This window comes from Pandoraea captiosa, assembly GCF_902459775.1.
Classification (GTDB): domain Bacteria; phylum Pseudomonadota; class Gammaproteobacteria; order Burkholderiales; family Burkholderiaceae; genus Pandoraea; species Pandoraea captiosa.
Genome location: NZ_CABPSQ010000001.1, coordinates 1,057,887 through 1,079,314, shown reverse-complemented (window position 1 = coordinate 1,079,314; position 21,428 = coordinate 1,057,887). Strand labels below are relative to the sequence as shown.

General features: G+C 62.5%; 23 protein-coding genes. 7 read left to right on the top strand and 16 right to left on the bottom strand.

Annotated features, from left to right (window positions below):
- Positions 1-31: 31 nt before the first annotated feature.
- From PCA31118_RS04570 to PCA31118_RS04555, 4 genes are all read right to left on the bottom strand, one after another.
- The gene (locus PCA31118_RS04570) at positions 32-457 is read right to left on the bottom strand and encodes a cupin domain-containing protein (protein ID WP_150623319.1); all 426 of its coding nucleotides are present in this window, start codon (positions 455-457) and stop codon (positions 32-34) included.
- A gap of 111 nt (positions 458-568) precedes the next feature.
- Positions 569-1,357, bottom strand: coding sequence for an AraC family transcriptional regulator (locus tag PCA31118_RS04565; RefSeq protein WP_425495315.1), 789 nt, complete (start codon positions 1,355-1,357; stop codon positions 569-571).
- Positions 1,358-1,424: 67 nt separating this feature from the next.
- Positions 1,425-2,156, bottom strand: coding sequence for an anti-sigma factor (locus tag PCA31118_RS04560; RefSeq protein ID WP_150623315.1), 732 nt, complete (start codon positions 2,154-2,156; stop codon positions 1,425-1,427).
- Entirely contained in the window at positions 2,153-2,782 is a 630-nt protein-coding gene (locus PCA31118_RS04555) for a sigma-70 family RNA polymerase sigma factor (RefSeq protein ID WP_425495314.1), read from the bottom strand. The genes PCA31118_RS04560 and PCA31118_RS04555 overlap by 4 nt, the downstream gene beginning before the upstream one ends.
- 379 nt (positions 2,783-3,161) lie before the next feature.
- On the opposite strand from PCA31118_RS04555, the gene maiA reads away from it, so the two are divergent.
- On the top strand, positions 3,162-3,815 hold the full coding sequence (maiA, locus tag PCA31118_RS04550) for a maleylacetoacetate isomerase (RefSeq protein ID WP_174990324.1): 654 nt from the start codon (positions 3,162-3,164) through the stop codon (positions 3,813-3,815).
- 51 nt (positions 3,816-3,866) lie between these two features.
- Here maiA and PCA31118_RS04545 read toward each other — a convergent pair whose 3' ends face one another.
- From PCA31118_RS04545 to PCA31118_RS04535, 3 genes are all read right to left on the bottom strand, one after another.
- Positions 3,867-4,721, bottom strand: a complete 855-nt coding sequence (locus PCA31118_RS04545) for a class I SAM-dependent methyltransferase (protein WP_150623311.1) — start codon at positions 4,719-4,721, stop codon at positions 3,867-3,869.
- A gap of 97 nt (positions 4,722-4,818) precedes the next feature.
- Positions 4,819-5,280, bottom strand: coding sequence for a MarR family winged helix-turn-helix transcriptional regulator (locus PCA31118_RS04540; protein ID WP_150623309.1), 462 nt, complete (start codon positions 5,278-5,280; stop codon positions 4,819-4,821).
- 159 nt (positions 5,281-5,439) lie between these two features.
- Positions 5,440-6,003, bottom strand: a complete 564-nt coding sequence (locus tag PCA31118_RS04535; protein WP_150623762.1) for a lipocalin family protein — start codon at positions 6,001-6,003, stop codon at positions 5,440-5,442.
- A 260-nt stretch (positions 6,004-6,263) separates the two neighbouring features.
- Here PCA31118_RS04535 and PCA31118_RS04530 point away from each other — a divergent pair, with 260 nt between their 5' ends.
- Together PCA31118_RS04530 and PCA31118_RS04525 are read left to right on the top strand one after the other, a co-directional pair.
- Positions 6,264-6,848, top strand: coding sequence for a fasciclin domain-containing protein (locus PCA31118_RS04530; protein ID WP_150623307.1), 585 nt, complete (start codon positions 6,264-6,266; stop codon positions 6,846-6,848).
- A gap of 176 nt (positions 6,849-7,024) precedes the next feature.
- Entirely contained in the window at positions 7,025-7,957 is a 933-nt protein-coding gene (locus PCA31118_RS04525; protein WP_150623305.1) for an alpha/beta hydrolase, read from the top strand.
- Positions 7,958-8,004: 47 nt separating this feature from the next.
- Here PCA31118_RS04525 and PCA31118_RS04520 read toward each other — a convergent pair whose 3' ends face one another.
- The 6 genes from PCA31118_RS04520 to PCA31118_RS04495 all read right to left on the bottom strand — a co-directional run bounded on the left by PCA31118_RS04520 (position 8,005) and on the right by PCA31118_RS04495 (position 12,490).
- Positions 8,005-8,148, bottom strand: a complete 144-nt coding sequence (locus tag PCA31118_RS04520) for a DUF2256 domain-containing protein (RefSeq protein ID WP_150623303.1) — start codon at positions 8,146-8,148, stop codon at positions 8,005-8,007.
- Between the two features lies 1 nt (position 8,149).
- Positions 8,150-8,725 carry a lipocalin family protein gene (locus PCA31118_RS04515; protein ID WP_150623301.1) on the bottom strand — a complete coding sequence of 192 codons (576 nt, stop codon included), beginning with the start codon at positions 8,723-8,725 and terminating at the stop codon, positions 8,150-8,152.
- 37 nt (positions 8,726-8,762) lie between these two features.
- Complete coding sequence (gene folE, locus PCA31118_RS04510; protein ID WP_150623299.1) at positions 8,763-9,494, bottom strand: GTP cyclohydrolase I; 732 nt, start codon at positions 9,492-9,494, stop codon at positions 8,763-8,765.
- Between the two features lie 42 nt (positions 9,495-9,536).
- Positions 9,537-10,640 carry a MerR family transcriptional regulator gene (locus PCA31118_RS04505; protein ID WP_150623297.1) on the bottom strand — a complete coding sequence of 368 codons (1,104 nt, stop codon included), beginning with the start codon at positions 10,638-10,640 and terminating at the stop codon, positions 9,537-9,539.
- Between the two features lie 324 nt (positions 10,641-10,964).
- Entirely contained in the window at positions 10,965-11,528 is a 564-nt protein-coding gene (locus tag PCA31118_RS04500; protein ID WP_150623295.1) for a DUF3592 domain-containing protein, read from the bottom strand.
- Between the two features lie 86 nt (positions 11,529-11,614).
- Positions 11,615-12,490: a ferredoxin reductase family protein gene (locus tag PCA31118_RS04495; protein WP_246190052.1), complete on the bottom strand. Its 876-nt coding sequence runs from the start codon at positions 12,488-12,490 to the stop codon at positions 11,615-11,617.
- Positions 12,491-12,832: 342 nt separating this feature from the next.
- Between PCA31118_RS04495 and PCA31118_RS04490 the strand changes: the two genes are divergently transcribed.
- Together PCA31118_RS04490 and PCA31118_RS04485 are read left to right on the top strand one after the other, a co-directional pair.
- Entirely contained in the window at positions 12,833-13,930 is a 1,098-nt protein-coding gene (locus tag PCA31118_RS04490; RefSeq protein ID WP_425495324.1) for an esterase/lipase family protein, read from the top strand.
- Between the two features lie 89 nt (positions 13,931-14,019).
- Positions 14,020-14,922, top strand: a complete 903-nt coding sequence (locus PCA31118_RS04485) for a lipase secretion chaperone (RefSeq protein WP_150623291.1) — start codon at positions 14,020-14,022, stop codon at positions 14,920-14,922.
- A gap of 97 nt (positions 14,923-15,019) precedes the next feature.
- Here PCA31118_RS04485 and PCA31118_RS04480 read toward each other — a convergent pair whose 3' ends face one another.
- The 3 genes from PCA31118_RS04480 to PCA31118_RS04470 all read right to left on the bottom strand — a co-directional run bounded on the left by PCA31118_RS04480 (position 15,020) and on the right by PCA31118_RS04470 (position 18,706).
- Complete coding sequence (locus PCA31118_RS04480) at positions 15,020-16,336, bottom strand: MFS transporter (protein ID WP_150623289.1); 1,317 nt, start codon at positions 16,334-16,336, stop codon at positions 15,020-15,022.
- Positions 16,333-17,556 (bottom strand): M20 aminoacylase family protein, encoded by a 1,224-nt coding sequence (locus PCA31118_RS04475; RefSeq protein WP_150623287.1) that lies wholly within the window; start codon positions 17,554-17,556, stop codon positions 16,333-16,335. Before PCA31118_RS04475 ends, PCA31118_RS04480 begins: the two co-directional genes overlap by 4 nt.
- A 73-nt stretch (positions 17,557-17,629) precedes the next feature.
- Entirely contained in the window at positions 17,630-18,706 is a 1,077-nt protein-coding gene (locus tag PCA31118_RS04470; RefSeq protein ID WP_174990323.1) for a porin, read from the bottom strand.
- 322 nt (positions 18,707-19,028) lie between these two features.
- On the opposite strand from PCA31118_RS04470, the gene PCA31118_RS04465 reads away from it, so the two are divergent.
- A complete protein-coding gene (locus PCA31118_RS04465; protein WP_150623283.1) occupies positions 19,029-19,991 on the top strand; it encodes a LysR family transcriptional regulator in 963 nt (320 codons plus the stop codon).
- A gap of 130 nt (positions 19,992-20,121) precedes the next feature.
- Positions 20,122-21,411, top strand: coding sequence for an MORN repeat-containing protein (locus PCA31118_RS04460; protein ID WP_150623281.1), 1,290 nt, complete (start codon positions 20,122-20,124; stop codon positions 21,409-21,411).
- Positions 21,412-21,428 lie beyond the last annotated feature (17 nt).

Below are 21,428 nucleotides of genomic sequence, written 5' to 3'. Positions count from 1 at the left end.
CGCCCGGGAGGCGGGTACCCGGGCGGCCGCCTTAGATCCACTGATCGTTCGCGACGGTGCGCTCGGTGGCCGCGCCATCGCCGGTATTCGCGACGCCGCGTGGCTCGATCAGCAAGAGTTTCACTTCGGTCAGCGCGTATGGTCTGTGCGCCACGCCCTTCGGCACGACACCCATCTGACCGGCGCGAAGCTGCATCGAGCCATCTCCGGCGGGACCGCCCCGGAAGTCGATGCGCAACTCGCCCTCCAGCACGATGAAGGTCTCGTCGGTGTCGGCGTGCTGGTGCCAGACGAACTCACCCTGAAGCTTGACGACCTTGAACTGGTAGTCGTTCATTTCGGCCACGACGCGCGGCTGCCAGTGACCGTCGATCAGTGCAATTTTCCCTGCAAGATCAATCGCTTCGCATTGGCCGCGCGACGCAGGTGCGCCATGGGCATGGGGGGATGCAGACATCGTTCTCTCCGTTCTTGGGGTGAAGATGTCGAGAGTACGTCGCGTCGAGCAGGGCGTATTGAACGATCGTGGGTGGAGAGCCGTGGAGAGCCGCCGAGAGCCGTGGCGGGCTCAAACGCCGCTCATCCCCCTGGCGATCTGGCGCCAGCGGCCAGGGGTGAGGCCGAAAGCCTTGAGGAAATGGCGGCTCATGTGGCTCTGATCGGCGAATCCCGCTTCGGCCGCCGCCGTGGCCAGCGAGGTGCCCGAGAGCAGCTGGCGACGCACGGCATCGAGGCGGCGCATCGTGAGGTAACGATATGGGCTGGTGCCGTAAAAGGTGCGAAAGTCGTTCGACAGGCTCCAGCGATCCCGCCCGGTGGCGGCTTCCACTTCCTCCAGCGTAACGACGCGCGAGCAATTCGCATGCAGATAGTCGCGTGCGCGCTGTGCTGCGACGTAGTCGCCTTTCTCCGGAACGCGAGACATGCCCGAGACGTCCGCAAGCGCATGCGCCAGTTCCGTGAGCGCATCGCTCTGTTCGAGGGGCTCCAGCGTATGGCCGACATGCTGCAACAGGCTTTGCGTTGCGGCTGCCAGGCGAGGGTCCGTCGACACACCACCCTCGATAAACGGGAGCGCCTGTCCGCCCAGCACTTCCTGAAAGAGCGCCGGTTCGACGTAAATCATCCGGTAACGGAACCCCTCGCTGGTGCCCGCCTGCCCGTCATGCGCTTCATCCGGGTGCAGCACCATGGTGTTGCCCGGCAAACTGTCGCGCTGATCGCGTCGATAGTTGAAGCGCTGCACGCCGGCGAGCGTACGGCCGATGGCGTACGTATCGTGGCGATGCATGGCGTAGGCCTTGTCCTGGAACCAGGCTTCGATACGCTCGACGCCTTGCAAGGGCGTCGCGCGCATCACCCAATCCTTGGACGAAGCAACTTTTTGGGACATGGCTAGTGAGGGAGGGCCGGGAACACCGGAATCACGCCGGACGGATGGCGCCTGTGGCGACCACCGGCCCCGTGGGCTGTCCGGTCGGCGAACCGCCCGGCGGTTCGATGGACACCGCAAGCACCGCGTTGCCGTCGATCTTCGCGAGGATGTCCGCGGGCAGCGTCATGGACGCCGGTTGATCCGCGGCAAAGACGCCCAGTGCGATGGGCTTGGCGTCCTTCGGAATCAGCCAGAGTTCGGTTGCCTTGCCAGCGGCGATCGTCGGCTTGACCGCCGGCACGACCACCATGTTCGCGCGGCGCGTATCGACGGTCGCCGTCCAGTGGGCGACACCGTCCTGACGCGCGATCGTGGCCACCATGTAAGCGCTTGAGACCGCCGGAGCAGGGCTGTCCGGTCGACGCAGCGTATTGACGTTCACGGCGAGCAGCGCCATGGCCGCTACGCTCGCACCGATGCCCAGCCAGCGCCACAGATTCAGGTTGTCCCACAACGACGCCTGTGCCGCGGGCTTCACGCCGGTGTTCACCGCAAAGCCGAGGTCTCGCTGAATTCGTTGCCATACGCGTACCGGCGGCTCGACTGCGGGCACATCCTCGGCCAGCGGCGCAATGCGCTGCTGCCACTGATCGAGGCTTGCCTGAATCTGGGGATTGGTGCTGGCCGACTGTTCGAGCGCGCGCCGCTCGGCAGTGTCCAGAACACCGAGCGCATATTCGGCGCAGCGAAGGTCGTCTTCCGGGGTGGCGGGGGTAGTCATTGGTCGAGGCACACCTTCAACTGCATCAGGCTGCGCCGGATCCAGCTTTTCAAAGTCCCGAGCGGCACGCTCAGCCGGGCCGCAAGTTCACTGTACGACGCACCGCTAAAGAACGCCTCACGCACCACGCCGCGCTGCTGCGGCTCCAGTCGTTGCATGCATTGTTCGAGACGCTGCCGGGCCTGGGTGGCTTCAGCCAGTGCGGCGGGGGTCGGGTCTTCGGATGGAACGGCAAGGGCGTCGGCTTCGTCGAGGGCAGCTTCGCGATGCTCGCGCAGCCGATCGATCGTCCGGTTGCGGGCCATCGTGATCAGCCAGGTCATGGCGTTGCCGCGTGTCGCGTCGAAGGCGTCTGCCCGTCGCCAGATGTTGACGAAAACGTCCTGCAGCAGGTCTTCCGCTTCCGCGCGGTCGCGGACCATGCGAAGGATCACGCCGAACAGCCGCGAGGACGTTACCCGGTACAACTCGGCGAACGCTTCGCGATCGGCCCGACCGACGGCGCTTAGCATGCGATTGAGTGTCGAGTCCGGTGCACTTGCGGCAGTTGTCGCGGCTTGGGCATCGGCGGCACTTTGGCGGCTTTCTGAGCTGGGTCGACTCTCGCTTGCGGGCATGTCGCTCATGCGGACGAGGCCCCGGCACGGGCCATAACAGTGATGATCCGCGCAATATAGCATCTCCGGCGCGCAATGACGCACAGTGCTTGGCAGGCGGGGGCTGGCAGCCGTCATGGCGAGATGCCTCGAAGGGTTCATGTCGACGAATACGGATGACGGCGGCATTCGGATGCACCCACAAGGCAAATACGAAGGGATGCGTTTGTGGCCTACGGCACGGGCGAGGGCTGGCATCCCTATCCCGAATAAGTTGAATTGCAAATGCAATCGTCGAATGGCATCATGGCGTCGATTCAGTTGCAAATGCAATCGTTGGTGCGCGTTGGCGGGTCAGCGGCATTTGCGTTCCCTTTGATCTTTGATGCTTCGACGATTGGACCGTCCCATGACCATTCAGCTTTATGGCTTCTGGCGCTCGAACGCCGCGTTTCGCGTGAAAGTCGCACTTGCGCTCAAGCAACTGCCCTATGAAGAAATCGAGGTGGATATTCTCGCGGGGCATCAGTTCGACGGTGATTACGCCGCCGTGAATGCGGAACGTGTCGTGCCTACGCTCGTGTATCACGGTCAGCGAGTCTTCCAGTCGCTGGCCATCATGGAGTTTCTGGACGAGATGCATCCGACGCCCCGCCTGATGCCGGGCAATCCGTCAGACCGGGCATACGCGCGCGCAATGGCGCTGGTGTCGGTCGCGGATTCGCATCCGTTTGTGGTGCCGAGGGTGCGCAAGCACCTTGCGCAGACGTACGGCGCTGGTCTGGACGGCGTCGAAGCGTGGTGTGCCCATTGGGCGAGGGAGGGGCTTGCCACCTACGAGCGAATGCTGGAAAAGCGCCCCGCGGCGCCGTTTGCCGTGGGTGCGACGCCGACAATCGCCGACATCTGCATTGCCGCTCAGACGATCATCGGCGAATTGTACAAGGTGGATCTCGCTGCCTATCCCCGCGTAGCGGCCCTAGCAAAGCGCTGCTTCGAGATGCCGGCGTTCGCCGAAGCGCATCCGTTCCGGCAACCGGGGTTCAGGGCAGTGGAGATTTAGGCGAGGTTCGGGGGCCGCCGATGGTGCAGGCGGCGATGCTCAGAGCGACGCTCAGGCGGCCGGAAGCGACGCCGGAACCGGACCGGTGAAGAAGCGTTCACGCATCTCTTCGAGTCCCAGCGATGCCAGCACGCTTTCCAGGCGTTCGGCGGGGCGGCGTCGCGGCAGATCCTTGTACTGCGCGATGATCAGCTCATTTTTCATCGAATGTTCCCAGCCCACCAGTTCGGTCACGCTGACCTGATAGCCATGAGCTTCCAGTTGCAGGCACCGCAGCACGTTGGTCACCTGACTGCCGAACTCGCGCGTGTGCAGCGGATGACGCCAGATTTCGGTGAGCGGGTTGCCGCCGAGTTGCTGGCCCTTGTGCTTGCGCAGCACGGCAGCGACTTCGGCCTGACAGCATGGGACCAGCACGATGTGGCGAGCCTGTTTGGCCAGCGCGAAGCGGATCGCGTCGTCCGTTGCGGTATTGCAGGCGTGCAGGGCGGTCACGACATCGACCGTCTCGGGCAACGCTGGGGACGTGATCGAGTCCGCCACGGACAGATTCAGGAACGACATGCCGGGGAATCCGAGGCGCTCGGCCAGTGCCGTCGAGGTCGTGACGAGCGCTTCGCGGGTTTCGATGCCGAAGATATGAGAGTCGTCCGCCAGCGCCTTGAAGAACAGGTCGTAGAGGATGAAGCCCAGATAGGACTTGCCTGCGCCGTGGTCCACGAGCGTCACACGGCCATTCGCCGTCTTGACTTCCTGGAGCAGCGGTTCGATGAATTGAAACAGGTGATAGACCTGTTTTAGCTTGCGGCGGCTGTCCTGATTCATCTTGCCGTCGCGTGTCAGGATGTGTAGTTCCTTGAGCAGCTCGATCGACTGGCCGGGGCGGATTTCGTGGGTGTTCGACATGGGGGATGCGGGTTCGGCAGCGGGAGGCAGCGCCTTCCGGAAACCGACAGTTTACCGAAAAGTGCGAAAACTGCGCGCAATGCCCCCGGGTCCGGCCTTACTCGTGCTCGGCGACGTGCTTGAGGAGGTTCGTGCGCAGCGCGACGATGGACTCGCGAATGTGCTGGAACTCGTTGGCGCTCAGCCCGCAAGCGTCGGTCAGATCCGCGGAGAACGCCTTCTCGCGCAACTTCCGCCCTTCGTCGGTGAGGCTGAGCACGACCTGCCGTTCGTCCGCCGTATTGCGCGCTCGGCTGACGTAGCCCATCGCTTCGAGCTTCTTGAGCATTGGCGTGAGGGTGTTCGATTCGAGAAAGAGCTTCTCGCCCAGGCTGCTCACTGTCTGATGGTCTTCTTCCCAGAGCGCGATGATCACGATGTACTGGGTGTAGGTCAGCCCAAGCGCCTGAAGAATGGGCTTGTAGGCTTTGCCGAAGGCAAGATTGGTGGAATAGATCGCGAAACAGAGGAAATCGGTCAGCGGCAGGGGGGCCGCTGCGGGCTGGGTCTTGCGTGTCATGGCGTAGTTGGCTTCGTTTGAGTCCCGGTGTATGTGGGCTACTGTATCGCTACATCGGATGCGATGCAATCGCACGTGATCTTGCAACTCGATCGCATTCCATCGCGATCGATGCCGTCCACACCGTGTCCAGGCGGGCTCAAGCGCACTCAGTCGCACTCAATCGCGTTCACCGGGGCTGGCGAAGCCGGGCTGACCCATCTGATTCGCGACTTGCGGCACACGCCGAAAGCGCGAGGTGTCGTAGCCCATTTCGTCGAAGCGGGTCAGCAGCTTTCGGTAGGTTGCGTCGTCCATCACAGGCTCGCGCGAGAAGATCCAGCCCAGCGATTTGTCGGGGTAGCCAAGCAGGGTGTACCGGTAGTCCGGATCGACATACAGCGTCAGTTGCGAAACATATACCGGCCAGAAGAGACGCACCCGCCAGTGTCCGCCGCCGCTGCCGGGCACGACCGTGTCGACAAACTGATAGTGCTGCTCCGGCTGATCGAACGATCCCTTGCGCCCGTAAAAGTGGTCGTCGATTCGACCGTCGTCGCGCAGCACCCATTCGGCACGGCTGCCAACGAAGTCGCGCTCGGCGAAGTAGGGGATGTTGGCAATGACATACCAGCGCCCCATATAGCGCGGCAAGTCGACCGGCACGGTCTGGAGCGGCAGATCGGCCCAGGGATTCGGGTTCGGCGGCGACCCTGAACATGCCGCGACCAGCGCCGTGGTCATCGCGCAAACCAGCCGGACGGCGCGTCTGAGGCGTGACGACAGGCGCGCGGTGGTGAGATGCGTGTTTTCCTTCGCGCGGATGGGATTGAAATGGCTCATGACGTCAGGACGAGAGTCGGCACATTCCTCTATACGGACCGAGACGGTCGGCGGATGCATCGTCGCCAAAGATTGTTGATGCGGGGTGCATCCGAACGCTCGCGTCGCTCGTATTTGAGATGGCTTCCAAATCGGAGAAGCGCCATCAATCGGGTGAAGGAATGAAGACAACCAAGTCAGCCGGATTTCTCGCGGTACTCTTGTCTGTCGGGGCCGTCGCCGGCCTCCAGGCGATCACGGTGTCTGCCGCCATGGACTCGAAGGAGTCAACGGTCATGGTGGGTGGTGCGCCCATGTATCCGTCAAAGAACATCGTTCAGAACGCCGTCAACTCGAAGGACCACACAACGCTGGTCGCGGCAGTGAAGGCGGCGGGCCTTGTGGACACGCTTTCCGGTCCCGGGCCGTTCACGGTTTTCGCGCCCACCAACGAAGCGTTCGCAGCGCTTCCCGCCGGCGCTGTCGACGGACTCCTCAAGCCGGAAAGCAAGCCAGCGCTCGTGAAGGTATTGACGTATCACGTCGTTCCGGGGCGACTGTCGGCTCAGGATCTGATGAAAGCCGTCAGGGATGGCGGAGGCAAGGCGACGCTGAAAACCGTTGAGGGCGATGCACTGACGTTCATGGTGCAGGGCGGCCAACTGAGCGTGACCGACGACAAAGGGGGGACCGCCCGGGTCACGATTGGCGATGTCATGCAGTCGAACGGCGTCATCCACGTCGTCGACAAGGTGTTGATGCCGTAATGGCGTGCGCGGACGTGCGCGGCAGTGGCGCATGGGCGTGACTGCCGCACGAGGGGCGATGGAGGGCCAGCGATTCGCATTGCGACGTATCGATTCGCGATCGTGCAGGTCATCGCCCCCATTTGGCTGGCGCGGGAACGGACCGGCGTTCCGTGCCGAACATAGTGTCATACGACATGCCCCCAAAAAAACTTTCCCGTCTTCTCTCCGTATTCTCGGCGTGTGCGACCCTCTGCGCATGTGCCCCCATCAACGTCATTAACGCGCTAACGCCCGGCACGACCTACCACAGCGTTACCGACGTCGCGTACGGTGCTGCGCAGCGGCTGCGGCTCGATGTTTATGTCCCTGCGCATGCCGAGGCATCTTCGACGAAGCTGCCGGTCGTCGTGTTCTTTTATGGCGGTAGCTGGCAAAGCGGAGACCGCGCGGAATATCGCTTTGTCGGCGAAGCGTTGGCCTCGCAGGGGTTTCTCACGATCATTCCCGACTATCGAACGTATCCCGACGTCACGTTTCCCGCCTTCATGGATGACGCGGCAAAGGCCGTGCGATGGACGGTCGATCACGCCGGAGTGTTCGGCGGCGATCCCCGGCGTGTGTTTCTCATGGGACATTCCGCGGGCGCGCAGATCGCGGCCTTGCTGGCGACCGACGAGCGATATTTACGGCATGCCGGTTTGACGACCCGTGCGATCTCGGGGGTGATCGGACTGGCCGGCCCGTATGACTTTCTGCCGCTGCAAAGCGGAACGCTTCGGCGGGTATTTCCGGAAGCGGTAAGGGAGGCAAGTCAGCCGATACGGTTCGTGACGGGGCGGGAGCCGCCCATGTTCCTGGGGGTAGGGGACACGGATCGCATCGTGGAACCCGGCAACACGGTCCGCTTTGCGCAGCGTTTGCGCGAGATGCACGTCGCAGTGGAGATTTGCCACTACGACCTTGGCCACGCGATGATGCTGGGGGCGATCAGTGCGCCGCTGCGTCGCTTTTTCCCCGTTTTACAGGACGTCGCAGCGTTTGTGAAAGGGAACGAGAGACGCGCGAGCGATGCAGGCTGCGACACATCGGAACGTCTCACAGTGGAGGAAACCGCGTCTTCCCGGTGAATCGTTGCGGCGAGCGCCCTGTCGTGAGACCGGGTCATGTCGCCGAGTCATGCTGCTGAAGTGCGGTTGCGCCGACAGCGCTCGGAGCAGTACTTCACGTCCTCCCATGTCTTCGCCCAGCGTTTGCGCCAGACGAACGGTTTGCCGCACGTCTGGCAGAGTCGGCTTGGGAGAAAGGGCTTGCGGTGCATGTCATTGCACGGGGTCGGTCCCGTTCTGGCTCACCCAGATAAGCGACGTCGTATCGACGCCAAGGGCTTGCGCGCGTGCGACGATTTGTTTCAGTTGTGCGTTGTCGAGGTGTTTGTCCCGGGCAAGGATCCAGCAATAACCGGTATCGGGCCCCAGCACGAGCGCCCACCGATAGTCGGGATCGAGGGCCGCGACGTGGTAGCCACCGTAAAAGGGCCCGAAGAACGACACCTTCAGCGAGGCGACATCCGTTGGACCGATGAACCGGGCCTTGCCGATGGCTTCCTTCCAGCGCCCGCTCGCCGGATCGAATCCTCGGTTGCGCACTTTGACGCTACCGTCCGAGTCGCGCGTGTAAGTGGCGGAGACATCGACCATGCCGCGCTCGAACGAGTGGTCCAGACGTGCCAATTCATACCAGCGTCCCTCATAACGACCAATGTCGAATGGCGAGACAGGAACGACACCCGGCGGGGGCGTCGTGCTTGCACAGGCCGAAAGAAGCACGAGCGCGAACGTGAGCAGCCCCAAAAGCGGCAGGCGCAGCGACGCGGTGATGCCAGTGTTGTCTCTCATGTCGGTCCTTTGATACCGCAACGCGGTCATATTTCGTTCAGCGATTGCGCGCCGACATCAGCGCCAGGAATTCCCGGCGAAGGGCCGGATCCTCCAGAAATCGCCCGCGCATGACGCTGCTCACCATGCGAGCGCCGTCATCCTTTGTGCCGCGCCAGTGCATGCAGAAGTGATCGGCTTCCATGACGACTGCCAGTCCGTCCGGCGCGATCTTGTCTTCGAGCAGGTCGGCAATCTGCTTGACGGCTTCTTCCTGAATCTGAGGCCGCGCCATGACCCAGTTGAGCAACCGGGCATATTTCGACAGGCCGGGCAAATTGGAGTCCGCGTTGGGCAACACACCAATCCACGCGTGTCCCATGATCGGGCACAGATGGTGCGAGCAGGCGCTGCGCACGCGCAGCGGGCCGATCAGCGTAAGTTCGTTCAGCTGTCCGATGTTCGGGAATTCGGTGATCGCCGGCGCGGGTTCATAGCGTCCCGCAAACACCTCTTTCACGAACATTTTGGCGACACGTTTGGCCGTTTCTCGCGTGTTGTGGTCGTTGTCGACGTCGATGACGAGCGCACGCAGGGCGTTCTCGATATGTAACGCGACTTCATCCTGGAGTCTGTCGACGTCGCCTTCGCGAAGGTGGGCGGAGACATTGTCGTTGGCGTGAAAACGCACGCCGGCATTGCGAAGACGCTGACGGATTGCCTGCGAAAGCGGCATTCCGTCTTGCGGTGCCTGCGTGATGGCCGGTTGAGAATCGATGACTGCGCCCATGAAATGCTCCCGGTGGAAGAGGGGGATAACGCGAATCGTGTGTTAGCGAATGTCGCGCCGGGGCGCGCTCGTGGAAGCCGGAACTGACCAACCCTCGTGTTCGACAAGCGCAGCCAGCGCGTCTTCGAACAGGGTGACGGCCCGGTTGGCGACATCGCCGAGATGTTGATGAAGCAGGGCATCGGCCGACGAGCGCGACTGACATGCGTCGCTGTAACGCTCGAACGCCGCGATTTGCAGCACCAGTTCGACGAGGTGTTTGGGGCACTCGCACGCGATCGTTGAAGACTGCTGCGCGAGTCGGGTCAGCGTTTGTTCATCGAAGCGCCGTGGTGACCTTGACCAAAGCGGCTCGCGAGCCGAGGCCGCGCGTTCGTCATGCGCCAACTTCCTCGCGAACCCGATAAGCAAGTCACGTGTGTGGAGCAGGGCGTCCGAAGTGCGCGTCAGTTGCATGCCCTCGAGACGTGCAAGATCGACGGCACGACGTGTGCCGAAGGCATAAACCACGAGTATTTGGTGGCAACGAGCGCGCCGCGCGGCGGCGGCAATCGAGAGCACGGTATCTTCGTGCATGGCCTCGACGCGGAGCACAATGCCGGTCGCCGTGCTCTTGTCGTCATCGGCGTGCGGAATCTCGTCGATCGTGCGGAAGGTCTTGAGGGTGACGCCCGCGGGCAAATCGGGTATCAACCCGTCGCTGAAACCGACGAGGAGCAGCTTCGCGCTGCGTGGGATGTCCGCCGGCTCGATACTGGCCGCGCCGGAGGATATACGAAGCAACTGATCGTTATCCAGGTGCGCGATGGCGCTGATGGCATGCCCCTTATCGACCAACGATTTGATCGTTCTGAGCCGAACCACGTCCATGTCCGAATACAGGCGCTGGCCAGAGGCACTGGTCGGGGGCGAAACCACGCCATAACGCTGCTCCCAGATGCGCAACGTGGCGGCCGGCATATCGACAAGCTTGGCGGCCTCGCCGCTCCGATAACGTCGGTCTGGATTCATCGAGGCCTCCATGCAGGTATCTGTGGTGCTTGAGTCGGTATTTGGTAGAATCTTAACTCTCTCACTTATATGAGTCAATAAATTGACTCGACATGTGGGCGTAGTTTCCAATTGAGTTTGAATTGAGAGTGACATTTGAACTCATTGATGCGTCTGCTGTGCGGGAGCGCGTGGGTTGAGCAAGTGGAAGGCTGGCTGCGGCGCGTGGAGCGAGTCGAGCGACGCGATCCCCCGAAGCACGATCGACGACTTTTCGATGCCGGAATCGGTCATCTGATAATCGCATAATGTACATTATGTTAAATAATAGATTTGGCCGTTTTTGTAGCGTCACGTAAGTCATTGAAATGAATGACTCTTGGGGCGGGATCGAAAACCACCCGAGTCCGCGGACAGCAATCTGGGCGCCAAATCTGCGAGACAGCCCAAACGCTCACGTGCCTCCCGCACTTCGGCTGGTCAGCCAAACGTCCGGATCTTTCTCGGTCGTTCGCGCCCCGTGAAGGCCGGTGCCGTCATGAGCATCCAGCAGATCCATGCGGCAACGATTACGAGCAGGATAGATACGCCCAACGACATCCAATCGCCTTCGGTCGAAGTGCGGCGATCCAGGACTGAGCGCTCTGGGGCGGCCGGGTCGTAATAGGCATTCACTTGCGAGCCAATGCTCCGTGAAGCCGCGTCCCGCTCGGCAGAAGCCCGATCGTCATACCAATTCGCGTCATAGCCGTTTGCCACCGCAATGCTATTGCTCGTGTACGAACGCCCTTCAACCGTGTAGACGTATGTCCAGACAGGTGACCAGCGAACCCCACTTTTGCTGTGCGACTCTCTGACGGTACTTCCGGTAATACTTGCTTCGGCGCTGGGCCACGCTTGCTCGGCGCTTTTCAACTGCATTGCGCGCACCGCGCGAACGGTGCCCCACCCCGCTGTAATCACGAACGCGGCCACGACGATCCACAAATACCCCCTAAGTAGCGGTCCTACCCGCTTTCTTTTGGTACCACCAACGTTTCCCATAGGTCGCACTCCTCATGACAATGATTATGGTGGTAACAAATTGAAGATATTTTGAATCGGGCTAGCAGCCGAGTCCTCAGTATGCACTAACGCATTTCGAACAACTCCTGATGGAACGCGTCGTCAGACAGACCATGCGCCGTGAGGTCCGCGCGCAACGCGTGGGCAAAGGCCACCGGACCGCAAAACCAGACACTGGCCTGCTTCCACTCGGGCATCAGTTCGCGCAGGCGCTCGCCGCTCAGACGACCATCGATCCGGTCAACGAACAAGTGCAGACGCACGCCGGCGGCGTGTGCATCGGCGCGCAGCTTGTCGATGGCAGCGGGTTCAAGATCGGCCGTCGGATGAAAGAGATCGATGATCTTTCCACCGCTCTCCCCCACCTGTGCCAGATACTTCATACGTGCGATGAATGGCGTGATGCCGATGCCCGCACCGATCCAGATTTGACGAGGCCGACCATCGTCGAAAGTGAAGCAGCCGTACGGCCCCTCGACCTTCACGCGATCCCCCACGCGCAAACGGTCCGGCAGCGAGCTCGTATGGTCACCGAGCGCCTTGGTGATGAAGGTGAGAAGACGGTCCTTAGGATTCCACGCCGAGGCAATGGTGTAAGGGTGTGCGCCTTCCTTTGGGTTCGACGTCAGGAACGCAAACTGTCCCGGACGGTGACCCTGCCAGCGTTCGTCGACTTCCAGCGTGCTCTCAGGAACTTTCAGGGACGGATAGTGTTGCAGGGTTTCAAGCCAGTGAACGATGCCCGCGACCAGGGCGGAAATTCCCAGCCATTTATGCAGGCGGTACATCTTGTCCAGTCCATTCAACCGCGCTTCGATCCAGACCGGGCGAACTGACAGCACAATAGCGAACGACATCACGCCCACGCTCACGAGGCCGCTGTATTGAACCCACACCGTGCGAAGGGCAAAGAACCCTGGCTGCGCGGGCCAAAGCGTCAAGCGTATAAAAGGTACCTTGATTTTTCCGAAGGATAACCGTCGATCAAGCCGTTTGTTTGTGCTCAGGCAAATTCGGTGCTCTTTCCACTGCGGATTCGCCCGTCTCGAACGTGACATCTACGCCGTCAGGTGCACAGACAGCATGACGTCCGTATCGCGCGCCTCCTCTGCCCTTTGGACTACTAGTCGAAAGCACCATGACTCGTGGTATATAGTTCGACAACCTTGTGAGTTTCCTTTTCTCTCATTGACGCTATTGGAGAGGAGACGTTAATGCTCGATGACCGGAAGCCCTGCGTCAGCACGCGGGTCCGTCGATGGGAGTGGCAGCCCATGCTTGCCATGCGCACGCGCGCCGCGCGCGTTGTGGTTGCGATGCTGCTTGGCGGCGTCATTAACCTGCCTGTGGCCGCGCAAAGCGCACCGTCAACGACTGAGTCCGGGTTCGGCACTCAGGCTGCGACACAAGCGGAGGTCGTCGACGACTACGCCGCGACGCAGTATCCGATCGTGCTGGTGCATGGGTTGACGGGGTCTGATCGACTTGGCAACGTCATCGATTATTGGTACGGCATTACATCCGACCTGGAACGGCACGGTGCCGCCGTGTACGTTGCCAATGTTCGGGCGTTCCAGTCCGATGACGGCCCGGACGGTCGCGGCGAGCAACTGCTCGCCTATGTCAAGCGAGTGCTGGCCGTCACGGGGGCAACGAAGGTCAACCTGATCGGACACAGTCAGGGTGGGCTGACCGCACGATATGTCGCGGCCGTGGCGCCCCAACTGGTCGCATCGGTCACCACTGTCGGCACTCCACATCGCGGTGCGGAGTATGCCGATTTCGTCCAAGGTGCGCTGACCCTCGACCCCACCGGTGCATCGCTTGCGATGGTGGGCGAGATGGCCAATCTGTTTGGTTTCCTGTCGAACACTGCCCACGATCCGCGTCAGGATGCGGTTCGCGCGTTGGCCACGCTCACGACAGCGCAGGCCGCGCGCTTCAACGAGCGTTATCCGACGGCCGGGCTTTCGCCGCCCGGGACCTGCCTGCCCGGCGCGCCCAGCGAAGACGTCGACGGTTTCATGCACCTGCTGTACTCGTGGACGGGTTCCGCAATCCAGGAAAACGGAAGTCTCGGCGATTGGATACTTGCCAAAGACACCAGTGTGAAGCCGATCGTCGACCCGGCGTTGTATCTCGATCCGACTACGCTTGCGATGCAGCAAACCGGTGTCGTGACGCTCAACCGAGGGGGCGGCGCCAACGACGGCCTGGTCTCGGTATGCAGCGCGATGTTCGGCCAGGTCATCAGTACGGCCTATCACTGGAATCACGTTGACGAAATCAATCAGATGGTGGGCGTACTCGGCGCCTACGCCGAGGATCCCGTGGCGGCATTTCGCGCGCACGCCAATCGGCTGAAAAGGAGTGGGCTGTGACAGCACCCGCACAAGAATCAGAACGGTTACCGGACCGGTTACGCGGATCGGGAAGGCAGCGGGCCCGGTGCAAGGAGAGCCTGCTGGCCGTGGGATTGACGAGTCTCGTCATGCTCGGTGGCTGCATTGCCCTTCCGCCTGCGCCTAACGGCGTCGAGGCGGACGCACCGCAGCGACCCACGCCGTCGTCGCTGGTCGGTACCGCTGCGCCCCGCTTGCCCGTCGACCCGAGCGGTCACCTCGCCCGGGTGCGCTCGGTTCGGGACTTCTTCGATTACTGTTTGTTGGCCGAGATCGATTTCACGTCGGAAGGCCTTGATGACTTTGTCGGTCGCCAGATCGGGCTTCAGTTGGCTGGCACGCCCGCACAGGCCGAGGCGCTCGATGTGTGGCGACGTTACCGTGCGTACGATCTGGGCATTCGCAACGTTGAAGTCCGCCACGCGACCGAAACCCAATTCGATCCGGCGCGGCTCGCACGCATTCTGGCGCAGCGCAGAGCCATCGCGCGTCAGACATTGGCGGGATGGGCCGACGTCTTCTTTGCCGACGACTTTGCGCGTATGGAACATGACATCGCGCAACTGCGAGCCCAACGCGACACTTCGACAACCGATGCGCCACTGGCGGGTGTCGATACCTTGGGTCAGGAAGATCAGCACGCTCCCCGGCAGCGGCGCGAAGCGCACGGCAAGTGGATCGCGATGATCGAGACGCTGCAGGCGGACGGCAGTTCACCGGAGCAGATGCGTCAGGCCTTGCAGTCGAAGATCGGGGACGCTGCCTTGGCGCGCGTACTGATTTTTGAGACCGAGGAGACGGCATGGCAGATCAAGTACCGGGACTATTCAGTGCAGCGCAGGGCAATTGAGGCGTCCTCCCTGCCGAACGATCAAAAGAGGGAGCAGATCGCCGCGCTGCGTCGACGCACGTTCACCGGGCCTGGGGAAATCGCGCGAGCCGTGTCATTCGACGCCTACGCCAGCCCTTGATTTGACTTCCCTACCCCGGTCAGCGACGACAGCACCGTCCTGCCAAAAACGGTGTTGTCGTTCGACCCGCCTGCGACCTTCCGTTTGATCGACTGAATTAGTCCAGCGCCATGCGAGACATTTCCCGGCTCTTCAACGCCGCCACCAGCGAGATCAGGCTGATGACAATCACATAGCCTGCGGGCGCCAGCTTGGAACCGGTCGCGGCAATCAGCCACGTCGCAATGAACTGCGCAAACCCGCCGAACACCGACACGCCCACGCCGTACACGATCGCCAGCCCCGTTGCCCGGATGTGACGCGGGAACACTTCGGTAATCATCGTGACCGTCGTGACCGAAATGAACACGGTCGGAATGGTCAGCACGGCCGCCACGACCAGCAAGCGCCCGGTATCCGGCGCTGCCGTCAGCCAGGCGAATGCCGGTACGATCGATGCGAGCAGGATGACCCGAGCGATCGTCACCACGCGCTTGCGTCCCCAACGATCGCTTGCGATACCCGCCACGGCGGCCAGTCCCATCTGCAACCCGCCGGCGACGAACGAAGCCCACAATCCGCTCGTCAGCGACAGCTTGAGCACGCCCACGCCGTAGTTGGTCAGGTAGTGCAACGAGATGTAATTCGACGAGGTCGCACCCGCCGTCATGAGAATGCCCAGCAACAACGCACGTCGATGCTCGCCCAGGACCTGGGCCACCGGGCTGCGCGACCCGCGCCGGGACGGCTCGACTTCGTGCGTTTCATCCAGATGCTTGCGAATGTAGGTGCCCAGAGGAATCAATGCGAGACCAATCAAAAAGGGTACCCGCCACCCCCACGAGAGCAACTGATCGTTCGACAGCGACGCCGTCAGCACCAGGCCCACCAGTGAGCCGAGCAGCGTCGAGAACGCCTGGCTGAACAACTGCCAGCTCGCAAACAGCCCCCGGTTATTGGCATTGGCATATTCGAGCAGCATCGACGTCGAGGCCCCGACCTCGCCCCCCACGGCGAACCCCTGAACCAGACGCCCCGCGATCAGCAGCAGCGGCGCCGCCATCCCGATCTGTGCATACGTCGGTACCACGACGAATACGGCCGATCCTGCCGCCATCAGCCACAGCGTCAACGTCATGGCCGCCTTGCGACCGTGACGGTCGGCATAGGTGCCGATGACGATGCCGCCCAGCGGGCGCACCACGAAACCCACGCCGAACGTCGCCAGCGACAGCAGCAACTGCGTGAACGGAGAGGCCGCCGGGAAGAACAACTTGCCCAGCACGGTGGCGAAGTAGGTGTAGATCGCGAAATCGAAGAACTCGAGGCCGTTGCCGACCGTGATTGCCATGATCTTCTTCGTAAGCGACACAGGTCGCGTGCGTGCGGCCCCTTGCGCGGCCTGTGCTGCCGTTGTGTCGAGATGTGTCGTCATGCGGTTTGCTCCAGGCTCAGGAAGCGCTCGACCAGACGCGTCCAGTACGTTGCACCGATCGGCAGCAGCGCATCGTTGAAGTCGTAGTGCGGGTTGTGCACCATGCAGCCGCCCTCGCCTTCGCCGTTGCCGATGATCAGATAGCTGCCCGCGCACTGCTCGAGCATGAACGAAAAGTCTTCGCTGCCGGTCAACGGCTCGAAGTCCTCCATCAAGCCTTGCGGGCCGAGCCAGTCCAACGCGACCTGGCGCGCGAACTCGGTCATGGCGACGTCGTTGATCAGCGCCGGATACCGCCATCGGTAGTCGATGTCGGCATGCGCGCCGAACACGGCAGCCTGCGCGTTGACCACCTCAACGATGCGATCACGCAACTGCTCGCGCACTTGCGGCGTGTGCGCGCGAACCGACAAGCGAAGCTCGACGCTGTCCGGGATCACGTTGGGCGCGTCGCCGCCGTGAATGGCGCCGACCGTCACGACCGCCATGCGGCGCGGGTCGACGTTGCGCGACACGATCGATTGCAATGCCAACACAATGTGCGACGCCGCCAGCACCGGATCCACGCTATCGTTCGGCATCGATCCGTGTCCGCCACGACCGTGCACGCGAATGAGCACCGTGTCCGACGACGCCATGGCCGGACCGGCGCGAAAGCCGATCTTGCCGGTCGGGAATCCGGGCATGTTGTGATACGCGAATATCGCGTCGCAGGGGAAACGTTCGAACAGGCCATCTTCGATCATCTTTTTCGCGCCGGCCAGTCCTTCCTCGGCGGGCTGGAAAATCAGGTGGAGCGTGCCGTCGAAGTTCCGCGTTTTCGCGAGATGCCGGGCCGCCGCCAGCAACGTGGCGGTGTGGCCGTCGTGGCCGCAGGCGTGCATTTTGCCCGCGAGCTGGCTGGCGTAGGGCTTGCCGGTGGCCTCCTGGATCGGCAGTGCATCCATGTCTGCACGCAGACCGACGGTGCGTGGGCTGTCGCCCACCTTGAGGGTGCCCACCAGACCGGTGCCGCCAATGCCGCGTGAAACGGTGTAGCCCCATTGCGCGAGTCTGTCTGCCACGAGATCGCTCGTCTGAAACTCCTCATAGGCGAGTTCCGGATGTGCGTGGATCTGGTGACGCAGCGCGCGCATGCTGGCGTCGTGTTCGAGAATGTCGGCCGGGATGTCGGCCTCGATCACCGCCGGGAAGGCGTACACAGTGGTGTCGTGGGGCATCGTGTCTCCAATACGAAAATGACAGGAAGGCGGGCGCGCATTGCACTCGCCTTGAACCTTGAACTACGTGAAATCAGAAGCGGTGCGTCACACCCAGTGCCGTCACGAACACGTCGCGCCCGGCGCTGGTCTGCGCGTTGTCGAGCGTGAGCGCCGATGCTCCGCCGTTATTGACCCATGCCAGACGGGTATAGAGCGCCGTGCGCTTGGACAACTGGTAGTCGTAGCCGCCGAGTGCGCCGAACGCGTGATTGCCACCGCCGGCCACCAGCCGTTCCATGACCGACAACCGGAAGACGTGCGGGCCGACGGGAACCGTCGCGCCGAGCAGATACGCGGTGGCAATGCGACCCGTCGTGACGGTGGGCACGATACGGTTGTAAGCCAGCGACAGCGTCGCGCTGCCAACCTTGTAAGACAAACCTGCGCCGTAGTGGTCCGTGGCGTGAGACAAGTCGTCTCGTACCACGTTGTACGACAGGCCTGCGTACAGGCGTTGGCCTTCGTATTGCGCGAGATAGCCGGTGAAGTGCGCGGGCGCGCCGGTGGCGCTGGCGGTGCTGAAGCCGTACAGGACCTGCCCCGAAAAGCCGTTCAGGTCCGGCGTGGTGTAGCTCACGGCGTTGGCCACCCGCGAGTCGATCCCTGTCGCGTTGCCGCCCAGATCGGACGTGGCGTATGCGAGATTGGCCATCAGCGACAGCTTGGTCAGCGCATAGGGGTCGACCTGCGACGACAGCGGGAAGATCGTCGGAAACTGACGACCGAGCTTGAGCATCCCGTAGCGGCGCGAGCTCAGCCATACATTCGCTTCACGATTGAACAGGGTGTTGGTCGACTGGAGCGTGCCATTGTTGGCGTTAATGCCCGATTCGAGGCGGAACCCGGATTCGAGACCGTCGCCCAGCGCTTCGGTGCCGGTGAAGCCGAAGCGCGAGGTCGAACCCGCACCGCTACCGACCTGTGTCGAGCTTCCCTTGCCACCCGAGTCATAGCTGACATAGTTGTCGACAGCGCCATACAGTTGCACGTCGGCCCTCGCGGCGTGGCTTGCCATGGCCAACCATGTCCCAGTGGCGAGGCCGGTCAGTGCCAGACGTAACGGGTAACGTAGTGCTGTCGTGCCGGTGCAGATCGAGGTGTGGCGCATTGGGCTCCTGTGCTTATGTCTTCTTGACCGTCGCGGCGGCCTTGTTGGATGAATGCCGATGGACGGCTCATGAAATTTCGACGCATGGTAGCCACGTCGATTTGCAGCGCCTAGGCAACGCCAAATTTCGGTGTCAACCACAGGTTGACGCCGGCGACGGCCCGGTCGATGATTCAATGTCATGATCTGTGGCCCGTCCGATGCACCCGAGCCACCCGGCGCGCCCGATGCGCCCGATGCGCCGATACGCCTCAGGAAGTCTGATCGGCCTTCAGTGCGCCTTCGTCCCTTCGCCCCGTCGCTCCTTCCCTCGCCCTGACCCATGTCGTCCGATCTGAAGCTCCATCAACTCGAATGTCTCGTTGCCGTTGCCGACCATGGCAGCGTGCGCGCCGCCGCCGGGCGGCTCGGCCGCTCGCCAACGGCTGTCAGCAAGGCGTTGCGGGAACTGGAGCAATCGATGGATGTGGTGCTGATGGCCAGGCGTGCGGATGGCGTCGCGCTCACGCCTGCCGGCACCTCCCTGCTCTCTCACGCAAGGCTGATCCTCGGACAGTTGAGCCGGGCGAGTGAAGACGTGGCGCAAGCGGCTGCCAAACGCGGTGGCACGATTCGCATGGCTGTCACCCCATGGTTGATGCATGGCGTGATTCCCGCGGTCGTGAGGGCGTTCCGGGCCGAGCGTCCGGACGTTCAGCTCGACATCGCCGAGCACCTGGGCGGCGAGTACCCGTTCGTGCGTAACGGGCAACTGGATTTCGCCTTTGGTCCGAGTCCCGACGTGGGACAGGAGCGCGCGCTGGAGATCCGGCCGATTTATTCCTATTCGTTCGCGGTGGTTTGCCGCCCGGGGCACCCGGCGGCGGCTGCACGCACGATCGCGGACTTAAGAGGTTACGACTGGCTGCTGAGCCGCTCCATGGAGCGAACCGCACAGGCCATCGGGGCGTTGCTGCAAGACCAGCGTGATGAGGGGGTGCAACGCTGCCATTTCGCCAGGTCCGTCAACGCGGCACTGGCGATCGTGCGCTCGACCGACATGCTCACGGCGGTCCCCTGGCCGTTGATCGAGACCCCGGATATGCGGGATCGCTTCGTCGCCCTCGATTTCGATGCGATCAGCGACGAAAGCACCACGTGCCTGATTACCCGCAGATACGAACCGTTGCAAGGTGCGGCGCTCGCGTTTCTGGAAACGTTCTGGCGGGTGGCGCGGGAACTGGCGGCGTCTTCCGACGGCCCGACGCGTCGTATCTTCAGCATGGTGGAACCGGCCGATCGCTGACCGACCGGGCAGCCTCCGCCGTTGCAGCGCACTTCTCCCTCAAGTGAAGGATATCCGCCGTCCCCTGCCTTCTGTATCCTCCCGAACAAACCGTCGAACAAAAGCCAAACAGAAGGCCAGGGAGAAGATCATGAATCACGGGCGACATTTCAGACGCAGCACGCTTGTCTGGCTCGGTATTGCCAGCGCGCTCGGCCTGCTGGGCGGCAATCAGGCGCACGCCGAAGGCTGGGTGACGGTCACCAACCAGAATTGCAAGGTCTGGTCGAACGACCCGGACAACCCCGCTATTACGTGGACCGCAACGTGGACCGGCGCTTGCAAGAACGGTTATGCCGATGGGCCGGGCGTCGAAGAGTGGTTCAAGAATGGCGTTTTCGACCAGCGTTTGAACGGGGAACTGAGCCACGGCAAACGCTCGGGCGTCGGGACATACACATGGGCCAGCGGCAATCGCTACGAAGGCCCGTTCGTCAACGACGAGCGTACGGGCAAGGGTAAATTCTTCTGGGTTAGCGGCGCTACGTACGAAGGGGATTTCATTGCGGGAAAGCGCACGGGCAAGGGGGTCTACGTCTGGCCTGACGGAAGGCGATACGAAGGCGACATGGTCGACGGCAACCTGAGCGGTCAGGGTTATCAACTCGAACCTAACGGCAACACGTACCGTGGCCAGTGGGCTGAGAATACGTTCGATGGCCCCGGCATCATCACGTTTGCAGGCGACGGCTCGGTGCGCGCCGGTCAGTTCGTCAAGGGCAAGATATTTGACGGCACCGATACCCGCGCCGACGGGACACTCATCGCCACCTATTCCGGCGGCGTGCGGACAAGCGCCACGGATTCGTCCGACGACGGCCCCGGCGTGCTCTCGTTCGTCGCAGGGTTGTTGGGCGCCGCGGCGCAAGGCGTTGCCAGCGGAGGCGGACGCAACGCCGCTCAATTCCAGGCCGTCGCCACGGCATTGCAGGCGACTTCGGGAGCCTCGTCTTCCCCTTCACCGTCAGCCTTGCCCGTGTCGGCAACCCCGTCGGCGAACTACAACGCCAGCGCAGGCGGCAATACAGCCAGCGCAGGACGCAAGACGATTGCGCCGGTCACCGGTTGCATCGAGCAAGTTCGGATCCCCCGTGGAGCCAAGGGCCATGGAGGCTGGTACGACGTTGAAACCGGTATCAAGAACACTTGTGGGTACGCGGTCATCGTCGCCTGGTGCGTCACCGGGGACAAAGGGCCGGGAGACACGGCGCGATGCGAAACGAACTACTCCGGCTTCTATGGCCTGTCTCCGGGTGAGCAACATTCGTTGGGCTCAGACCGCTTCGGCACATTGCAAACGCTGATCTGCAAAGAACCGGCGCGACCGCTGGACATTACGTGGAGCGGCACCCGTTTTACGGGACATTGCGTGCTTGTTTGAGGCGCGCGTGACGCCTG

What these genes read in the sequence shown, in the direction of transcription:
- PCA31118_RS04570 (WP_150623319.1), bottom strand. Translation starts at nt 457, where the DNA reads ATGTCTGCATCCCCCCATGCCCATGGCGCACCTGCGTCGCGCGGCCAA.
- PCA31118_RS04565 (WP_425495315.1), bottom strand. Translation starts at nt 1,357, where the DNA reads ATGCGCGCGACGCCCTTGCAAGGCGTCGAGCGTATCGAAGCCTGGTTC.
- PCA31118_RS04560 (WP_150623315.1), bottom strand. Translation starts at nt 2,156, where the DNA reads ATGACTACCCCCGCCACCCCGGAAGACGACCTTCGCTGCGCCGAATAT.
- PCA31118_RS04555 (WP_425495314.1), bottom strand. Translation starts at nt 2,782, where the DNA reads ATGAGCGACATGCCCGCAAGCGAGAGTCGACCCAGCTCAGAAAGCCGC.
- maiA (WP_174990324.1), top strand. Translation starts at nt 3,162, where the DNA reads ATGACCATTCAGCTTTATGGCTTCTGGCGCTCGAACGCCGCGTTTCGC.
- PCA31118_RS04545 (WP_150623311.1), bottom strand. Translation starts at nt 4,721, where the DNA reads ATGTCGAACACCCACGAAATCCGCCCCGGCCAGTCGATCGAGCTGCTC.
- PCA31118_RS04540 (WP_150623309.1), bottom strand. Translation starts at nt 5,280, where the DNA reads ATGACACGCAAGACCCAGCCCGCAGCGGCCCCCCTGCCGCTGACCGAT.
- PCA31118_RS04535 (WP_150623762.1), bottom strand. Translation starts at nt 6,003, where the DNA reads ATGACCACGGCGCTGGTCGCGGCATGTTCAGGGTCGCCGCCGAACCCG.
- PCA31118_RS04530 (WP_150623307.1), top strand. Translation starts at nt 6,264, where the DNA reads ATGAAGACAACCAAGTCAGCCGGATTTCTCGCGGTACTCTTGTCTGTC.
- PCA31118_RS04525 (WP_150623305.1), top strand. Translation starts at nt 7,025, where the DNA reads ATGCCCCCAAAAAAACTTTCCCGTCTTCTCTCCGTATTCTCGGCGTGT.
- PCA31118_RS04520 (WP_150623303.1), bottom strand. Translation starts at nt 8,148, where the DNA reads ATGCACCGCAAGCCCTTTCTCCCAAGCCGACTCTGCCAGACGTGCGGC.
- PCA31118_RS04515 (WP_150623301.1), bottom strand. Translation starts at nt 8,725, where the DNA reads ATGAGAGACAACACTGGCATCACCGCGTCGCTGCGCCTGCCGCTTTTG.
- folE (WP_150623299.1), bottom strand. Translation starts at nt 9,494, where the DNA reads ATGGGCGCAGTCATCGATTCTCAACCGGCCATCACGCAGGCACCGCAA.
- PCA31118_RS04505 (WP_150623297.1), bottom strand. Translation starts at nt 10,640, where the DNA reads ATGTCACTCTCAATTCAAACTCAATTGGAAACTACGCCCACATGTCGA.
- PCA31118_RS04500 (WP_150623295.1), bottom strand. Translation starts at nt 11,528, where the DNA reads ATGGGAAACGTTGGTGGTACCAAAAGAAAGCGGGTAGGACCGCTACTT.
- PCA31118_RS04490 (WP_425495324.1), top strand. Translation starts at nt 12,833, where the DNA reads ATGCGCACGCGCGCCGCGCGCGTTGTGGTTGCGATGCTGCTTGGCGGC.
- PCA31118_RS04480 (WP_150623289.1), bottom strand. Translation starts at nt 16,336, where the DNA reads ATGACGACACATCTCGACACAACGGCAGCACAGGCCGCGCAAGGGGCC.
- PCA31118_RS04475 (WP_150623287.1), bottom strand. Translation starts at nt 17,556, where the DNA reads ATGCCCCACGACACCACTGTGTACGCCTTCCCGGCGGTGATCGAGGCC.
- PCA31118_RS04470 (WP_174990323.1), bottom strand. Translation starts at nt 18,706, where the DNA reads ATGCGCCACACCTCGATCTGCACCGGCACGACAGCACTACGTTACCCG.
- PCA31118_RS04465 (WP_150623283.1), top strand. Translation starts at nt 19,029, where the DNA reads ATGTCGTCCGATCTGAAGCTCCATCAACTCGAATGTCTCGTTGCCGTT.
- PCA31118_RS04460 (WP_150623281.1), top strand. Translation starts at nt 20,122, where the DNA reads ATGAATCACGGGCGACATTTCAGACGCAGCACGCTTGTCTGGCTCGGT.